The following is a 14,425-nucleotide window of genomic DNA, read 5'->3' as shown; positions in this document are numbered from 1 at the left end:
GCTGTTGACGCCCTGCGCGCCTTCGGCGAAACTATCAATCGCGGCGGATTAACCAGCGGGGGCGGCTTCTTCGGCAAATTCTTCGGCGGCGGCAAAAAGAAGGACGACACCAAAGCCGGTCTCTACCTCGACGGCGGCTTCGGCGTGGGTAAAACCCACCTGCTCGCCTCCCTCTGGCACATGGTCGAAGGCCCCAAAGCCTTCGGCACCTTCGTCGAATACACCAACCTGGTCGGCGCCCTGACCTTCCGCAAAACCGTAGAAGCGCTCTCAAACTACAAACTGGTCTGCATCGATGAGTTCGAACTCGACGACCCCGGCGACACCGTGCTCATGTCCCGCCTCATGCGCGAACTCGCCGAAGCAGGCGTCAAACTCGTCGCCACCTCCAACACCCTGCCCGGTGCCCTCGGCGAAGGCCGCTTCGCCGCAGCCGACTTCAAACGCGAAATCCAGGTACTCGCCGACCAGTTCGACGTACTGCGTGTCGACGGTGAAGACTTCCGCCACCGCGGCCTACCCGCTGCCCCCGCACCCGTCACAGACACCGACTTCGACGCCCTCGTCGACACCCGCTTCGGTGAGCTCGGCACCGTCGCCATCGACGACTTCGAAGCCCTCATCGACCACCTTTCCCGCGTGCACCCCTCCCGCTACCGCCAATTCATCGATGGCCTCGACGCCATCGCCTGGCGCAACGTCACCACCATCACCCAACAAGCAGTCGCCCTGCGCTTCGTCGTCCTCGCCGACCGCCTCTACGACAAAGACCTACCCATCATCGCCTCCGGCGTACCCTTCGACCGGGTCTTCACCGAAGAAATGATGACCGGCGGATACCAGAAAAAGTACTTCCGTGCGGTTTCACGCCTCACCGCCCTGGCGCGTGAAGGTATGTTGGACGATAAGGCCTAAAACAAGGACGCCGGAGCGCACTCACCTGCTACAGGCAGACGGGCGCGCACCGGCGTCCTTATTTCCCACAGAGACCTAGCCAGGGAAACCCAGCTCAGCCCAGCGGTCGCGCGTCAGCTCAGCGGCGCGCATATCAAGCAGGGGAGTGGAACCGTCCTCAAGCGGGCGCCCCGGCTGGCTTTTCACCAAAGTACGGAAATTGGTAAATCCAACCCTGCGAGCCACGCGCTCGGACGCCCCGTTATCAGCGAGCGCCTTCCAACTCAGCTGGTCGAGACCCAGCCCCTGGGGATCCAGGGCAAAGCCCACTACCATACCTAGGGCCTCGGTTAGAAACCCCTGACCGCGACTCCCCGGCGCCAACCAGTAGCCGACCTCAGCCGAAGAATCCGTGACGTTAAACAGGCTCACCACACCGGCAAAAACCCCGCTTGCATCAATACCCCACACCAGCTCATGCCCGCTCTCACTCGCCTGATGGGTGTAGGCAACGAAATCACGGGCAGTCTCTTCCGTATAGTTCAGGGGTACGGATAGACAAAAACGAATAATGTCCGGGTCTTGGCAGGCTTGAGCCATCGCTGCCGCATCTGCCTCGCGCAAGGGGCGCAAGGTAAAACGTTCGGTGAGAAGCTGGGGGTGCATGAAAACTCCACGATGAATAGAAATGTTTTTTACAGTGTACGCGCCCAAAGATGTGGTGCAGGGCATAGAAGAAAAATTTTGAGCTGGGCGGGGCTGCGGTGGTAAAAACCGCGAAAACACGCGGTAAAAAAGGGTTTACGTGAAGGCATGTTTCGATTTGGCAGGAGCTAGAAAAGAGTGTAAAGTATTTACTCGTTGGCTCGGTTCCCTGAGGAACTGAAAGACAATGCGGTTGTAGCTCAGTTGGTAGAGCACCACCTTGCCAAGGTGGATGTCGCGAGTTCAAGTCTCGTCAACCGCTCGCAACACTCCTTGCGAGTGTCATGCGCGATTGGCGCAGCGGTAGCGCACTTCCTTGACATGGAAGGGGTCACTGGTTCGATCCCAGTATCGCGCACTGGACGAAAATCCAATGCAAATAATTGCATATGCGGTTGTAGCTCAGTTGGTAGAGCACCACCTTGCCAAGGTGGATGTCGCGAGTTCAAGTCTCGTCAACCGCTCCGCGTAAGCCCCGGTTCATTGAGCCGGGGCTTTTGTTTTATGTCGTGTGCGCGTGGTGGTGCATGGCTTAAGGTTTTTCAGCCGAGCGTGCGTCATATCGCTGTGTAGGGTGGCAGATGCGCGTGGTGGTGTGGGTGCTCGTGAGGGTGGTCGATGTTCGTGGGGGCGGACGCACGGGGCAGCCTCGGCCTGGCAAGGAAGTCGAGCGGGCGTAGAGTGACCTAGGCAGCTCGGTTGAAACTCTGCCTGGCTTCGTGTAAAGTAATGCGAGTTGCGGTTGTAGCTCAGTTGGTAGAGCACCACCTTGCCAAGGTGGATGTCGCGAGTTCAAGTCTCGTCAACCGCTCTCTCGAAAACAACTCGTTTTCGCAACTCAGGCCACGGTCTGAGCGTGTGGTGGGGTGGTCGAGTGGTTAGGCAACGGTCTGCAAAACCGTGTACGCGGGTTCGAATCCCGTCCTCACCTCCACGCGCGATTGGCGCAGCGGTAGCGCACTTCCTTGACATGGAAGGGGTCACTGGTTCGATCCCAGTATCGCGCACAAAGAAAGGCTCCCTAGCTAAAGCTAGGGAGCCTTTTGCTTACCCCGCATCATCAGAACACACTGTGCAAGACTAGAACCATGCACCTCACCGTCACGCACTTCGGTTACAGCCCCCTCAAAGGCGCCCGCCATCAAGTGCGCACCACAGCCGAGATCACCGCGTCCGGCCCCCTCTACAACCGCCGCTGGGCCCTCGTCTCACCCGCCGACCGCACCGTGCTACGCACCGTCGCCTACCCGGCCCTGATGGGCGTCACCACCGATCTGACCGCCCGCGACGGAAAGGCAGAGCTCACCCTGCACATACCCGGGGCAGGTAGCTACACCGTCCCTGCCCTCACCAGGGCTGCCACCAGTACCTTCACCTCCTGGGGCGCCGAGAAACAGCTTGCGGTCTACGACCACCCGGTCAACGAAGCCCTCAGCGCCTACCTAGGAAAGCCGGTGGCCCTGGCCTTCGCACCCCGGCAGAACCTGGTATACGCCGGGGCCTTCTCGCTAATCGGTACCGCCACCCTGGCCGAGATCGCCCGCCAGCTCAACCCTGAACAGCCGCCGAGCCCGGATGAGATAGCGGCCAGGCTACGCTGCAACCTGGTGGTCGAGACCTCAACGCCCTACATCGAAGATAGGTGGCAGGGGAAAACGCTTACCCTCCAGGCAGGACGCGGCGTGCCGGCTGAGCTGCACGGCCTGCCGCTGGTTGCCGGTGAAGGCATCGGCAGATGCGCCGTCATCGACGTCCAGCCAGACACCGGCCAGCGTACAGCCCGGTTGCTCAAACTTCTGGCCTGCTACCGGCCCCGCAATCTACGCGGTGAGCCAACGGCGGGTATATACGCGAGCCTTGTAGCCGCCGCGCCGGGTCTGCCGCTCGGCCCTGTAAAGGGTGATAATAAAGGGTAAAGACCCTCAACGAAGAAGGTACCCCCCGTGACCGTCCGCCGTTATATCCCCGCTGCCGCAAGCTTGCTAGCTGCCGGCGTCCTGCTCCTGACCGCCTGTAGCACACCCGCCACGACCGCAACCGACCAGGGGAGCGGGGTTGACATGGCGAGCCTGCTCACCGTGCAGGCGCCTACCGGCACACCCTCCACCGAACTGGAATGGGCGGACGCCACACCGCGACCCTGCCCGCCAGCACCCCGGCCATTGCCGGTCGGGTGACGGACTATAGCGACGGCTACTACATGCCCTCGGCCGTCCACCTGGCTCTGCCCAAGGAGCTGCAAGGGGCTACGGTAACGTCCATCGAGTTGCAGGGCGGGGCTTCAACCTACGCTCTGGCAGGCGTAGACATCTGGTAACAATATGTGCCCTGCGGCACTTTTGGGTAGGGTGGTGCTGGTAACACCCCTGCTGAAAGGACCCCACCGTGCACCGTCGCCTCTTCGCCTTTCTCTGCCTGAGCGCCCTGGCCCTGGCAGGTTGTAGCTCGCAGACTACGGAAAGTAGCGGGGCAGACGCCGCCGTCCAGCAGGACGGGCAAGGGCAGGTGACACGCGCAGAGGCAGGGCAGGCCAGCGAATCGGGTACCCTGACTGCTTCAGCCGCCGGCGGGGCCTGCGGCGAAGGGGACTGCGTCTCCCTGCTCTTCGCCGGCGATTTTCTGATGCACAATATGCTCTGGGACCAGGCAGAGGCTGACGCGGCGGCAGCCGGTAGCTCGGGCCTGGACTTCACACCCCTGATCAGCGAACAGCGCCCCTACCTAGACCGGGCTGACCTGGCGGTCTGCCAGATGGAAACAGTGGTTGCTAATGCGTCCGGCCCCTTTTCTGGCTACCCCAACTTCAACGTGCCGCCCCAGACTCTGACGGCGGCCGCTGAAACCGGGTGGGACGTCTGCATGACGGCATCTAACCACTCCTACGACCAGGGCACCGAGGGGCTGGAGCGAACCTACCGCGCGGTCGAGGCTGCAGGAATGGGCGTTACCGGCACTTCTCTCACCGAAGAAGAGGCAACCCAGCCCGATATTTTCACCACCGCCAACGGCGCCCGGGTAGCAATCATCACCGGAACCTACGGTCTCAACGGCTACGTTCCTGAACACCCCTGGCAGGTCGATATGCTCGACTCAGAAGCCATGATTGCTAAGGCTGCCCGTGCCCGAGAAGAGGGCGCTGACCTGGTCATTGCCAACATGCACGCTGGCGATGAGTACGTGCATAAGCCCTCTGCCCAGCAGGTCGAGGTGGCACACGCTCTCGTTGATTCAGGGGAGTTCGACCTGATCGTGGGCCAGCACGCCCACGCCGTGCAGCCCATCGAATACTACAAGGGAACCTGGATTGTCTACGGCATGGGGAACAACCTCACTGAGCTCTCACCCTCCTACGTTGCCAACAACGAGGGAATTATGGTCAACCCTATTTTTGAGCGAGGGGAGGACGGCACCTGGCAGGTGCGCGATTTCCGCTGGGTTTCTAGCACTATGGTCGATAACCCTGCCTACCGTTACTGCATTACCTCACCCAGCCGTCTTGCCTCCGATTGCGTTGATGAAGACTACGCCCAGCAGTCCAATGCCCGCGTCCAGCAGATTGTTGAGTCTTTGGGGGCAGCTGAGGCTGGTGCCCGCCAGTGGAGCTAAGGTAAGCGGTCTAACCCGCCCGCCCTCTCGTGCCCGGGAAGAGAGGTGCGTATAATCGATAGAGCGCCAGATACGCTGTGAAGGCTGGGCGCTTTTCGATTTTTCTCCCGACGTCAGGACGGCCGCGTGACCACACCCATGCTAGCGTCAGCAACCGACCACGGTCGCATGTACGCGCGCACGGTCGGCGGGGAGCTACTGGTTCCCTCGATCACCACGGTGATTGGGCAGCAGGCTAACGACCTCTCGGGCTGGCACGGCTACATGGCGGCCAAGGCCGCCCTGGAAGACCAGCGCTCCTACCGGGCTTCTAGCTCGGCCGGGCTTAAATTCGCGGTGATTCGGGACGCCGCAGCCGCCTCGGAGCGTTACCGCGACGCAGCAGCGGCGCGGGGGGACCGCGTGCACACCTATGCAGAGCAGGTTGCCCTGCGCGCCATGGGGCTGCCCCACGAAGTTGAGGGCTACCGGGAGAACCTCATTGCCTACGGCGAGCAGGCCTACGCCGACCGGTTTGATGAGTGGTGGGAACTCTACCGGCCCAAGCCTCTAGCTACCGAAGTCACCATCTGGAACGAGACTGTTGGTTACGCGGGCACCCTTGACCTGGTAGCCGAGATAGCCGGGCACACCTGCATCATTGATTACAAGACCAAGGGAACCGACCGGAAGGGGCGGGTGAAGCCGCTCGACGATAAGGTCGTCATGCAGCTGGTTGCCGGGGTCAAGGCTGAAGAAGCCCTCATCGACGCCGAACACGGCACCTGGGAACCCTGGAAGCACGGGGGCGCAAGCATTTTGATGGGCGTGGCCCTGGGCGAGACCCAGGTGGTACCCCAGCAGGCTAACCCCCAGGTGTTAGAGCGTAACTGGTACAAGTTCTGCGCCCTTAAACGGGTCTGGGATCTCAACCGCGACCTCTCAGAAACCCCCGAAGATTCCCTCATGCCGGTGGTGGCGCCTCCGCTTGCTGCCGGCACAGATTTACCCGACGCGGCGGCGTCCTAACCTCACCGACGAGAAAGAGAAGCATGACTATTCTGCCCATTCGCACTGTAGGCGACCCCGTTCTGCGCACCGAGTGCGACGACATCACCGTGTTCGACGCCGACCTTGAAAAACTGGTGGCCGACATGCTCGAAACCATGTATGACGTTGAGGGCGTAGGTTTAGCTGGGCCCCAGGTGGGCATCTCTAAGCGCATCTTTACCTTCGGCAACATTGACGGCCGCGAGGGGCACATCATCAACCCCGTGCTTGAGGTAGGCGACGAACCCCAGGAGGGCGGCGAGGGCTGCCTGTCGGTCCCCGGCCTATCGGCTGCCACCCCGCGTAAGAACTGGGCACGGGTTACCGGCGTGAGCTGCAAGGGTGAACCGGTGGTCTACGAGGGCGAGGGGCTCTTTGCCCGTATGCTCCAGCACGAAACCGACCATCTCTACGGCACCATGTTTATTGACCGGGTTGAGGGCGAAGATAAGAAGAATATTTGGCGCAAGATTCGCCAGGCAGACTACAACCAGGTTGCCGCTGCGGTGCAGGGTGAACGCGCCGCGAAAACCTCATCGGGCTTTGGTGCCCTGGGTGGTTCCTTCGGTGCTGCTGCCCAGACCGGCGGGGCTCAGACAAGCAGGGCCCAGCAGTCTGCCGCCAAAAAGCCCGGCGCTTTTGGTATCTAAACCTGCTGGTTCGAAAGTTTGAGTGGAAAGGTAAGCATGAAGGTTCTCTATGCCGGTACCCCGGAGGTCGCCGTCGCGCCCCTGAACGGTCTGCTTGAGGCGGGCTATGAGGTGGTGGGGGTGCTCACCCGCGAGGATGCCCCCGTTGGGCGCAAGCGGGTGCTGACCCCGTCCCCGGTGGCAGCCCGCGCCCAGGAGCTGGGCCTGCCTATCATCAAAGCTAATCGCTGGTCCGATGAGGTTGCGGACGCCGTCGCGCAGCTGGGTGCCGATATTGCGGCGGTAGTGGCCTTTGGCGTCCTTCTGCCGCAGAGCGCCCTCGACCTGCTGCCCCAAGGCTGGATTAATTTGCACTTTTCGCAGCTACCTGCCTGGCGCGGGGCTGCCCCTGTGCAGCGGGCCCTGATGGCGAGGGAGACCGAGCTTTTCTCCAACACCTTCCGTATTGACGCAGGGCTTGATACCGGCCCGGTTTTCCGGTCCGAATCGGCTACGGTGGGGGAACTCGATACCGCCGGGGATATGCTCAACCGTCTGGCTTCGACCGGCGGTGCCCTGCTGGCTGCTACCTTTGACGATATTGCTGCCGGGGCTACCGGCACCCCGCAGGCCGGGGAGGCCACCCACGCAGCCAAGCTCACTATCGCCGATGGCAGGGTGGACTTTGCCCGTTCCTGCGTTGACGTTATTGCCCAGCTGCGCGGTGTGACCCCCGAACCCGGGGCCTGGGCAGAACTCGACGGGGCCCGCTTCAAACTCGGCATGGCCAAGACCAGCCATGCGCAGCCTGTGGGGGAGCCCGGAACCCTCTTCTGGGCCGGTAAAAAGGTGGCTGTCACCTGCGCCGACGGTGCTCTAGAACTGATCCAGGTGCAACCTGCAGGCAAGAAAATGATGAACGCCGCCGACTGGGCGCGCGGTCAGGGCTCGGCCCTGGTAGAAGGGAAAGTGGTGCTGGTATGAGCATGAACGCAGGTGGACGCGGAGCAGGCGGACGCTCGAACGGCGGCAAGGGCCGGGCGGGGGCTAACCGCTCCGGTGCTAACCGGGCTGGCCAGGGCCGCAGTGGGGCCCGCAAGCGCGACGACCGCACCCAGCAGGGGCAGGCCGGGGGCACCCCGAACCCCCGTGGTTCGCGCGGCAACCGCAACCCAGGCGGCGAGCCCCAGGCCAAGCGCGGCGGCGGGGGAGAGACCCGCCGTAATACTAAGGGGCACGAGCGCAACCGCAAGGCGGTCAAGGACCGGGCGTTTTCGGCGTCTGCTCCCTCCCAGCGCGCCCGCACAGCAGATAGGGCCCGCGCCGTGGCCTTTGAGGTGCTGAGCGCTGTTGCCCTGGATGACTCCTACACGAACCTGGTGCTGCCCAAGGCGATTCGCTCTGCCCGGCTTGATGCCCGCGATTCTGGCTTTGCCACCGAGCTGACCTACGGCACCCTGCGCAACCAGGGCACCTACGACGCGATTTTGGCTCACTGCGTTGATCGCCCGGTGGAGAAAATCGGTACCAAGATTCTGCTGGTGCTGCGCTTGGGCGTCCACCAGCTGGTGGCCATGCGCGTGCCTGACCACGCTGCCCTCAACCAGACGGTTGCCCTGGCCCGCGCCGAGATCGGCACCGGCCCGGCTAACTTTGTGAACGCGGTACTGCGCAGGGTCTCTGAACGAACCCCCAAAAACTGGTACGCCCTCATCGCAGACGAAGCCCCCGACGAGCTCACCCGCCTGGCCCTTGAGAAGTCTCACCCGGCCTGGGTAGTGCGCTCCTTCCGTCAGGCCCTGACGGCCCACGGCCGTACCCCCGGTGAGGTTGAGGCCCTGCTGGATGCCGACAACGCTTCACCCGTGGTCAACCTGGTCGCCCTGCCGGGCTTGGGAACCCTGGATGAAGCCCGCGCCGCCGGTGCCGAGGACGGCCCCCTGGTGGAGGGCTCCGCCCTCTACTCGGCAGGTGACCTGGCCCGCCTTGAATCGGTGCGGGAGGGGATTGTACGAGCCCAGGACGCCGGCTCCCAGCTGGTTGCCCGCGCCCTGGCTGAAGCCCCCCTTGAGGGCAGCGACAGCAACTGGCTTGACCTCTGCGCCGGCCCCGGCGGCAAGGCCGCCCTGCTCGGTGCCCTGGGAGCCCAGCGTGGGGCCCGCCTGCTGGCCAATGAAGCTGCCGAGCACCGGGCCGAGCTGGTACGCCGTTCCCTGGCACCGCTGCCGTCCGCCTCCTACTCGGTGGTAGCCGGTGACGGCCGCCAGATTGCGCGCACCGTCGCTGCGGGTACCAACCTGCCTGCGGGCATGCCCAACGATGTGCTCTTTGACCGCGTCATAGTCGATGTGCCCTGCTCCGGCCTGGGCGCCCTGCGCCGCCGCCCCGAAGCCCGCTGGCGCAAGAGCCCCCGCGATATCGCTGAACTGCTGCCCCTGCAACTCGACCTGTTTAAGGCAGCAGCATCAGTCACCCGCCCCGGCGGTCTCATCGCCTATGTGACCTGTTCCCCCCACACCGCAGAAACCCAGAGCATCGTGCACGATATTCTGCGCAAGGTCGATGTGACCCTGCTGGACTCCGGTGCTGCCCTCCGGGCCGTTGCCCGCAGGGACGAGACAGGGGCGTCCGTCCTTGCCGGGGAACTGGACCCGGCTTTCACCCCCGAAGCGCTCAAGGGTGCCACCCTAGCTGAGGGGGCTACGACCGCCCAACTCTGGCCGCATATCCACGGCACCGACGCCATGTTCTTCGCCCTCTTCCGCAAGAACTAGGCTCCTGAGCTTTCACTGAACACAAGGGGACCGCAAAACTTAAAAAGGACCGCATAATACGCGGTCCTTTTTAAGTTTTGCGGTCCCCTTAGACCATAGGGCGATTAGAGAACCATCGCCGCTACCCAACCTGCAATCAGCAGGGGGATGTTGTAGTGGATGAAGGTGGGAATCACCGAGTCACGGATGTGGTCGTGCTGGCCGTCCGCGTTCAAACCGGCGGTGGGGCCCAGGGTGGAGTCGGAGGCGGGGGAGCCCGCATCGCCCAGGGCACCTGCGGTACCGATGATAGAAACCGTAGCCAGGGGTGAGAAGCCCAGAGCCAGGCAGAGGGGCACGTAGATGGTGGTGATGATGGGCAGGGTAGAGAAGGACGAGCCGATACCCATAGTCACAATCAGGCCCACTACCAGCATGGCCATGGCAGCTGCTGCCTTGTTGCCCGCGAAGAGGTCAGCCACGGTGGTCACCAGGGGGTTAACGTCGCCGGTGGCATCCATGACCGCGGCGAAACCCTGGGCCGAGATCATGATGAAGCCGATCAGGGCCATCATGCGCATACCCGCGGTGAAGACGTCGTCGGCCTCCTTCCACTTGACCGCACCGGTCACCATGAAGATGGTCAGACCCACCAGGGCGCCAATCAGCAGGGAATTGGCCTCGGTACCCATGGACTGCATGACCACCTGAACCACGAAGGTTGCCACGATAGCGATGATCGCAACGACCACGTTGAACTTCTTGACCTCGGTGGTTGTACTCTCGGTGGGTGCCAGTTCAACGGTCTGGTAGGCGCGGGGCTTGCGGTAGCTGAAGAAGACCGCAATCAGCAGGCCAATGACCATGCCCAGGGCGGGGATGGCCATGGCGGTCATGACGTTAATACCGCTGGTATCCATACCGGCTAGTTTGATGTTGCCCAGCAGAATATCGTTCAGGAAAATCGCGCCGAAGCCTACGGGCACGTACATGTAGGTGGTGACCAGGCCGAAAGTGAGCACACAGGCAATGAGCCTGCGGTCTAGCTTCAGGCGGTTAAAGACGGCCAGCAGGGGCGGAATAATCAGCGGAATGAAGGCGATATGAACGGGAATCAGGTTCTGCGACATAATCGACATGGCCAGAATACCGGCCAGCAGCAGCCACTTGACGGTGTATTCGATGCGATGGTTGGTCTCTGAGCTTTCTGAGCCGACCTTGGCAATGATGCCGTTGGCGATGAGCTGGGGCAGGCCCGAGCTTGAAACCGCCATGGCGAAAGCACCGAGCAGGGCGTAGGAGAGCGCCAGCATGGCGCCGCCCGAGAGGCCCTCCTGGTAGGCGACCATGGTGCCGTCCAGTCCGAGCCCGCCGAGAAGACCACCCACGAGAGCTCCGATGAAGAGCGCCAGGACGACGTGTACGCGTGCTGCGGAGAGGACGAGCATGACCAGGACCGCAAGCAGAACCAAGTTCATAGTTTTCCTAACCGTTGAATAAATATGTCAAAGACCGTTAAAGTGTAGTCCTCCACGGCCTTGCATCATCCCCGTAAACCACCAGTTGGACTGTGACGGGCCTTGCTTTTCGCCCCCTGCAAGCTCGCGGCACTACGATGGGTATAAGACCGGCAACGAAAGGACGCCCATGACCTGCCTGATTAACCCTTCCATTCTGAGTGCTGACTTCTCCCAGCTGGGGGAGGAGCTCACCGCTATCTCGACCGCTGACGCCGCCCACATCGATGTGATGGACGGTCACTTTGTTCCCAACCTGACCTGGGGGCTGCCGGTCGTGAAGCGTCTCAAAGAGGTTTCGCCCATTCCCTTTGATGTGCACCTGATGATTGAGGACGCCGACCGTTGGGCCCCTGCCTACGCTGAGGTTGGTTGCGAGTCGGTGACCTTCCACGCGGAGGCCGCTATCGCTCCCATCAAGCTGGCCCGAACCCTGCGTGAAGGCGGTGCTAAGGCGGGTATGGCCCTGCGCCCTGCCACTGGCGTTGAACCCTATATGGATATGCTCAGCGAACTGGACATGCTCCTGATTATGACTGTTGAACCGGGCTTCGGCGGCCAGGCATTCCTTGACGTCACCCTTCCCAAAATTAAGCGGGCGGCCACCGCCATTGAGGGCTCAGGGGCTGAGGTGATTCTGCAGGTTGACGGTGGTATCACCGAAGAAACGATTGTGCGTGCGGCCGAGGCCGGTGCCACCTGCTTTGTTGCCGGTTCGTCTGTTTACGGTGCGGACGACCTCGAAGCCGCTATCGCGGGCCTGCGCCGGGCTGCCGCGTCCGCCCACACCCACTAGGACGCCATGACCCAGAACCTAACTCCCCTTGAAGAAGCCGACCGCGAGCTAGCCCGCGCCCAGGAACTCATCGCCGCCGGGCAGCTGGCCGACGCCCTGCCCATCCTGCAGACTGCTGCTGGTGGTTTTGAGAGTGCTGGCGAAGTCTTCGGGCAGATTCTTGCCTTGAAAATTTTGAGCGAGGTCAACCGCGACCTGGGGAATCTCGCACCAGCTCTCACAGAAGTCACGCGCGCCCACGCCCTGCTGGCCGATGCTAAATCTGATGCCGAGCAGCTGCCCGACTTCGCCACCGAGGTGGGATCCCTGCACGCTGAACTGGGACACTTCGAGCGCTCTAAGACCTGGTACACCCAAGGGCTGCGCGGCTATGAAGCTCAGGGGAATGCCGAAGGCCAGGCCCACAACCTGGTGGCGCTGGCGGGACTTGCCCGGCAAGCCCAGAACGAAGCTGGTGCCCAGAGCTATCTGGCCCAGGCGTACGAGCTGTACGCCTCGGGCAATCACACGGTTCAGCTCATGCACGTGCGCAATGCCCAGGCTCAAGGGTTGCTGGCGGTGGGGGGAAGCGGACGCTGCCCGCCCCCTGCTCACTGAAGCTCTTGACCTTGCCCGAGAACTTGATGACCAGGCTTTTCTTGCCGAGACCTACCAGCTGCTTGCCCTGGTCACAGCTCAAGAAGGGGACGCGGACGCCGCCCAGGGCTACTTGGAGCGGTCGGCGGAGCACTACGCCGCCGCTGGGGATGCCGATAACGAGGCCTTTGTGAAGGAGCTGCTGAACCGGCTCCCCGGTAACTAGTGAGCCTTAGGCCAGGTTCTTCTCGGCCCGCTCGGCTGCCTGCTCGTTGCCCATAGAGCGGTGGATGGTGGCCAGCATGGTGTAGTAGGCTGCGGCGTCCTTAGACCCGGCAACTAGTACGGGCTTGGCAAGGGTCAGTACGTTCAGGGCCTGCTTGCCCTGGCCCTCGTCCAGTAGTTTCTGGGCGCCCTTCACAGCGCGGGCGACAGCCTGCTCGGGCTTACGCTTGACCAGGTGCGCCACGGCACCGTGCTCCTGCTTGAAGGTGGTATCACGTTTTGAATATTGGCGGGTTTCGCGTCAGACACAGCTCACCTAAGGTCGGGGGTAGAAAACTTTATGCACCTCAAGTGTAGCGACTGATGACCGTCTCGGGGTTAGGCGAGCTGCCTGCCGCGGGTTTCAGGCAGCAGGAAGGTCGCGCCAGCTGCCGTGCAGAAGGCTAGAGCAAACAGAACAAAGAGCCCCGAAATACCTACCAGCGGCATCAGGGCGGGCACGAGTAGGGGAGCGGTGATAGAGGCTAGACGGCCGAACCCGGCAGATGCACCCGTGCCGGAACCGCGCAGGTGGCCGGGGTAGAGTTCTGGGCCGATGGCGTAGAGGGCACCTCAGGCACCCAGGTTGAAGAATGAGAGCATGCAGCCGCTAGCTACCAGCGCCCAGACGTCGTGGGATAGGCCGTAGGCTACCGCAGCCAGCGCTGAGCCCAGTAAGAAGGTAGCCAGGGTGGAACGCCTGCCCCAGCGCTCAATCAGCCAAGCGCTCACCGCATAGCCCGGTAGCTGGGCCAGGGTCATAATGAGGGTAAAGGTAAAAGAGCTGACTAGGCCAGCTCGGTTGGGGCCTGCCCAACCGTGGCGGGGGCGGACGGCGTCCGCGCAGCCTCTGCTCGCAAGGGCAGGGACGCAGCCGATGGCAAGGGCCCAGCGCCAGCCGTCCTCGGAGCGGCTTACGACGAAGGTGCCGATCAGGGCAGCGAGGATCCAGCCGACCGCCCAGAAGGCTTCAAGAATAACGACCATACGGCCGCGCACAGCCCGCGGGGCAAACTCAGAAATATAGGTGGAGGCTACCGGCAGCTCAGCGCCGAGCCCCAACCCCACGATGAAACGCAGCACCAGCAGGACTGTGAAGGTCGTAGCGAGGGCAGAAAAACCGGTGGCTAATCCATAGACCAGAAGCGTGCCCGCAAAAATCACGCACCGCCCGAACTTGTCAGAAAGACGGCCGCCCAGGGTTGCCCCAATCGCCATGCCCAAAAATCCGATGGACCCCAGCACGGAAGCCTGCCCCGAGGAAATACCCCAGTGGGCAATCAAGGCGGCCATGACGAAGGAAATCAGGCCGATATCCATGGCAACCAGGGCCCAGCCGATACCCGTTATACCCAGGAGCTTTGCGTGTTTGCGTGTGATAGGCATGCGATCGAGCTGCTCAATGAGCTCTGAACTTTGGGTAGGGGGCACTTCCGGAGTGTGGTGAAGTGCCCCTGTACTTAGATTTGTGGGCATAAAAACCTCAAAGTGTGTGTAGGACATTATGGTGCGGGGGGGGGCTAGTTTTTAGGTTGTGGTGACTATAACCAATGTCTGACTTTAGCGCGGACAGCGTCCTCTTCGGGTGCTACTTGATGCCTTGTTTTGTTTAAGTCAGAAAATGACCTGCCGAGGACGTAATGAAAATCTACGGTT

At 62.3% G+C, this 14,425-nt stretch carries 14 protein-coding genes, 6 tRNA genes and 1 pseudogene; 17 read left to right on the top strand and 4 right to left on the bottom strand.

Going from position 1 to position 14,425, the window contains the following annotated elements:
* Positions 1-915 (top strand): cell division protein ZapE (gene zapE, locus E4U03_RS05315; RefSeq protein WP_135012175.1); only part of this gene is annotated, 915 nt, incomplete at its 5' end.
* Positions 916-990: 75 nt separating this feature from the next.
* Here zapE and E4U03_RS05310 read toward each other — a convergent pair.
* On the bottom strand, positions 991-1,560 hold the full coding sequence (locus E4U03_RS05310; protein ID WP_167752307.1) for a GNAT family N-acetyltransferase: 570 nt from the start codon (positions 1,558-1,560) through the stop codon (positions 991-993).
* A gap of 228 nt (positions 1,561-1,788) precedes the next feature.
* Here E4U03_RS05310 and E4U03_RS05305 point away from each other — a divergent pair.
* The 13 genes from E4U03_RS05305 (at position 1,789) to E4U03_RS05240 (ending at position 9,637) form a co-directional block, all read left to right on the top strand.
* A tRNA-Gly gene (locus tag E4U03_RS05305) sits at positions 1,789-1,861 on the top strand.
* A 24-nt stretch (positions 1,862-1,885) separates the two neighbouring features.
* Positions 1,886-1,957 (top strand) — tRNA-Val (locus tag E4U03_RS05300).
* Between the two features lie 33 nt (positions 1,958-1,990).
* Positions 1,991-2,063, top strand: a tRNA-Gly gene (locus E4U03_RS05295).
* 274 nt (positions 2,064-2,337) lie between these two features.
* Positions 2,338-2,410 (top strand) — tRNA-Gly (locus E4U03_RS05290).
* 49 nt (positions 2,411-2,459) lie between these two features.
* Positions 2,460-2,533 (top strand) — tRNA-Cys (locus E4U03_RS05285).
* A gap of 1 nt (position 2,534) precedes the next feature.
* Positions 2,535-2,606, top strand: a tRNA-Val gene (locus E4U03_RS05280).
* 81 nt (positions 2,607-2,687) lie between these two features.
* The gene (locus E4U03_RS05275; protein ID WP_135012171.1) at positions 2,688-3,515 is read left to right on the top strand and encodes an MOSC N-terminal beta barrel domain-containing protein; all 828 of its coding nucleotides are present in this window, start codon (positions 2,688-2,690) and stop codon (positions 3,513-3,515) included.
* Between the two features lie 200 nt (positions 3,516-3,715).
* Positions 3,716-3,916 (top strand): hypothetical protein, encoded by a 201-nt coding sequence (locus E4U03_RS05265; RefSeq protein WP_135012167.1) that lies wholly within the window; start codon positions 3,716-3,718, stop codon positions 3,914-3,916.
* Between the two features lie 68 nt (positions 3,917-3,984).
* On the top strand, positions 3,985-5,205 hold the full coding sequence (locus tag E4U03_RS05260; protein WP_245207671.1) for a CapA family protein: 1,221 nt from the start codon (positions 3,985-3,987) through the stop codon (positions 5,203-5,205).
* Between the two features lie 126 nt (positions 5,206-5,331).
* Positions 5,332-6,213 carry a cytochrome gene (locus E4U03_RS05255; RefSeq protein ID WP_135012165.1) on the top strand — a complete coding sequence of 294 codons (882 nt, stop codon included), beginning with the start codon at positions 5,332-5,334 and terminating at the stop codon, positions 6,211-6,213.
* Between the two features lie 23 nt (positions 6,214-6,236).
* A complete protein-coding gene (gene def, locus E4U03_RS05250; protein WP_135012163.1) occupies positions 6,237-6,884 on the top strand; it encodes a peptide deformylase in 648 nt (215 codons plus the stop codon).
* Positions 6,885-6,920: 36 nt separating this feature from the next.
* Positions 6,921-7,847, top strand: coding sequence for a methionyl-tRNA formyltransferase (fmt, locus tag E4U03_RS05245; protein ID WP_135012161.1), 927 nt, complete (start codon positions 6,921-6,923; stop codon positions 7,845-7,847).
* A gap of 2 nt (positions 7,848-7,849) precedes the next feature.
* Positions 7,850-9,637, top strand: coding sequence for an RsmB/NOP family class I SAM-dependent RNA methyltransferase (locus tag E4U03_RS05240; RefSeq protein WP_416220615.1), 1,788 nt, complete (start codon positions 7,850-7,852; stop codon positions 9,635-9,637).
* 104 nt (positions 9,638-9,741) lie between these two features.
* Here E4U03_RS05240 and E4U03_RS05235 read toward each other — a convergent pair whose 3' ends face one another.
* A complete protein-coding gene (locus E4U03_RS05235) occupies positions 9,742-11,094 on the bottom strand; it encodes a Na+/H+ antiporter family protein (protein ID WP_135012157.1) in 1,353 nt (450 codons plus the stop codon).
* A 169-nt stretch (positions 11,095-11,263) separates the two neighbouring features.
* On the opposite strand from E4U03_RS05235, the gene rpe reads away from it, so the two are divergent.
* From rpe to E4U03_RS05220, 3 genes are read left to right on the top strand one after another with little or no spacing between them, the layout of a single operon-like run.
* The gene (gene rpe / locus E4U03_RS05230) at positions 11,264-11,929 is read left to right on the top strand and encodes a ribulose-phosphate 3-epimerase (protein WP_135012155.1); all 666 of its coding nucleotides are present in this window, start codon (positions 11,264-11,266) and stop codon (positions 11,927-11,929) included.
* 6 nt (positions 11,930-11,935) lie between these two features.
* On the top strand, positions 11,936-12,526 hold the full coding sequence (locus tag E4U03_RS05225) for a hypothetical protein (protein WP_135012153.1): 591 nt from the start codon (positions 11,936-11,938) through the stop codon (positions 12,524-12,526).
* On the top strand, positions 12,462-12,731 hold the full coding sequence (locus E4U03_RS05220) for a tetratricopeptide repeat protein (protein WP_135012151.1): 270 nt from the start codon (positions 12,462-12,464) through the stop codon (positions 12,729-12,731). The genes E4U03_RS05225 and E4U03_RS05220 overlap by 65 nt, the downstream gene beginning before the upstream one ends.
* Before the next feature lie 6 nt (positions 12,732-12,737).
* Here E4U03_RS05220 and E4U03_RS05215 read toward each other — a convergent pair whose 3' ends face one another.
* Both E4U03_RS05215 and E4U03_RS05210 read right to left on the bottom strand, forming a co-directional pair.
* A complete protein-coding gene (locus E4U03_RS05215) occupies positions 12,738-12,974 on the bottom strand; it encodes a hypothetical protein (protein WP_135012149.1) in 237 nt (78 codons plus the stop codon).
* A 134-nt stretch (positions 12,975-13,108) separates the two neighbouring features.
* Positions 13,109-14,245 (bottom strand): annotated as a pseudogene (locus tag E4U03_RS05210) (MFS transporter).
* Between the last annotated feature and the right edge of the window lie 180 nt (positions 14,246-14,425).

This window comes from Rothia nasimurium (assembly GCF_004569295.1).
In the GTDB taxonomy this organism is placed as follows: domain Bacteria; phylum Actinomycetota; class Actinomycetes; order Actinomycetales; family Micrococcaceae; genus Rothia; species Rothia nasimurium_B.
Note: the sequence above shows the minus strand (reverse complement) of the source record. Positions and strands in the feature narration are given on the sequence as shown.

What these genes read in the sequence shown, in the direction of transcription:
- E4U03_RS05310 (WP_167752307.1), bottom strand. Translation starts at nt 1,560, where the DNA reads ATGCACCCCCAGCTTCTCACCGAACGTTTTACCTTGCGCCCCTTGCGC.
- E4U03_RS05275 (WP_135012171.1), top strand. Translation starts at nt 2,688, where the DNA reads ATGCACCTCACCGTCACGCACTTCGGTTACAGCCCCCTCAAAGGCGCC.
- E4U03_RS05265 (WP_135012167.1), top strand. Translation starts at nt 3,716, where the DNA reads ATGGGCGGACGCCACACCGCGACCCTGCCCGCCAGCACCCCGGCCATT.
- def (WP_135012163.1), top strand. Translation starts at nt 6,237, where the DNA reads ATGACTATTCTGCCCATTCGCACTGTAGGCGACCCCGTTCTGCGCACC.
- fmt (WP_135012161.1), top strand. Translation starts at nt 6,921, where the DNA reads ATGAAGGTTCTCTATGCCGGTACCCCGGAGGTCGCCGTCGCGCCCCTG.
- E4U03_RS05240 (WP_416220615.1), top strand. Translation starts at nt 7,850, where the DNA reads ATGAACGCAGGTGGACGCGGAGCAGGCGGACGCTCGAACGGCGGCAAG.
- E4U03_RS05235 (WP_135012157.1), bottom strand. Translation starts at nt 11,094, where the DNA reads ATGAACTTGGTTCTGCTTGCGGTCCTGGTCATGCTCGTCCTCTCCGCA.
- rpe (WP_135012155.1), top strand. Translation starts at nt 11,264, where the DNA reads ATGACCTGCCTGATTAACCCTTCCATTCTGAGTGCTGACTTCTCCCAG.
- E4U03_RS05225 (WP_135012153.1), top strand. Translation starts at nt 11,936, where the DNA reads ATGACCCAGAACCTAACTCCCCTTGAAGAAGCCGACCGCGAGCTAGCC.
- E4U03_RS05220 (WP_135012151.1), top strand. Translation starts at nt 12,462, where the DNA reads ATGCCCAGGCTCAAGGGTTGCTGGCGGTGGGGGGAAGCGGACGCTGCC.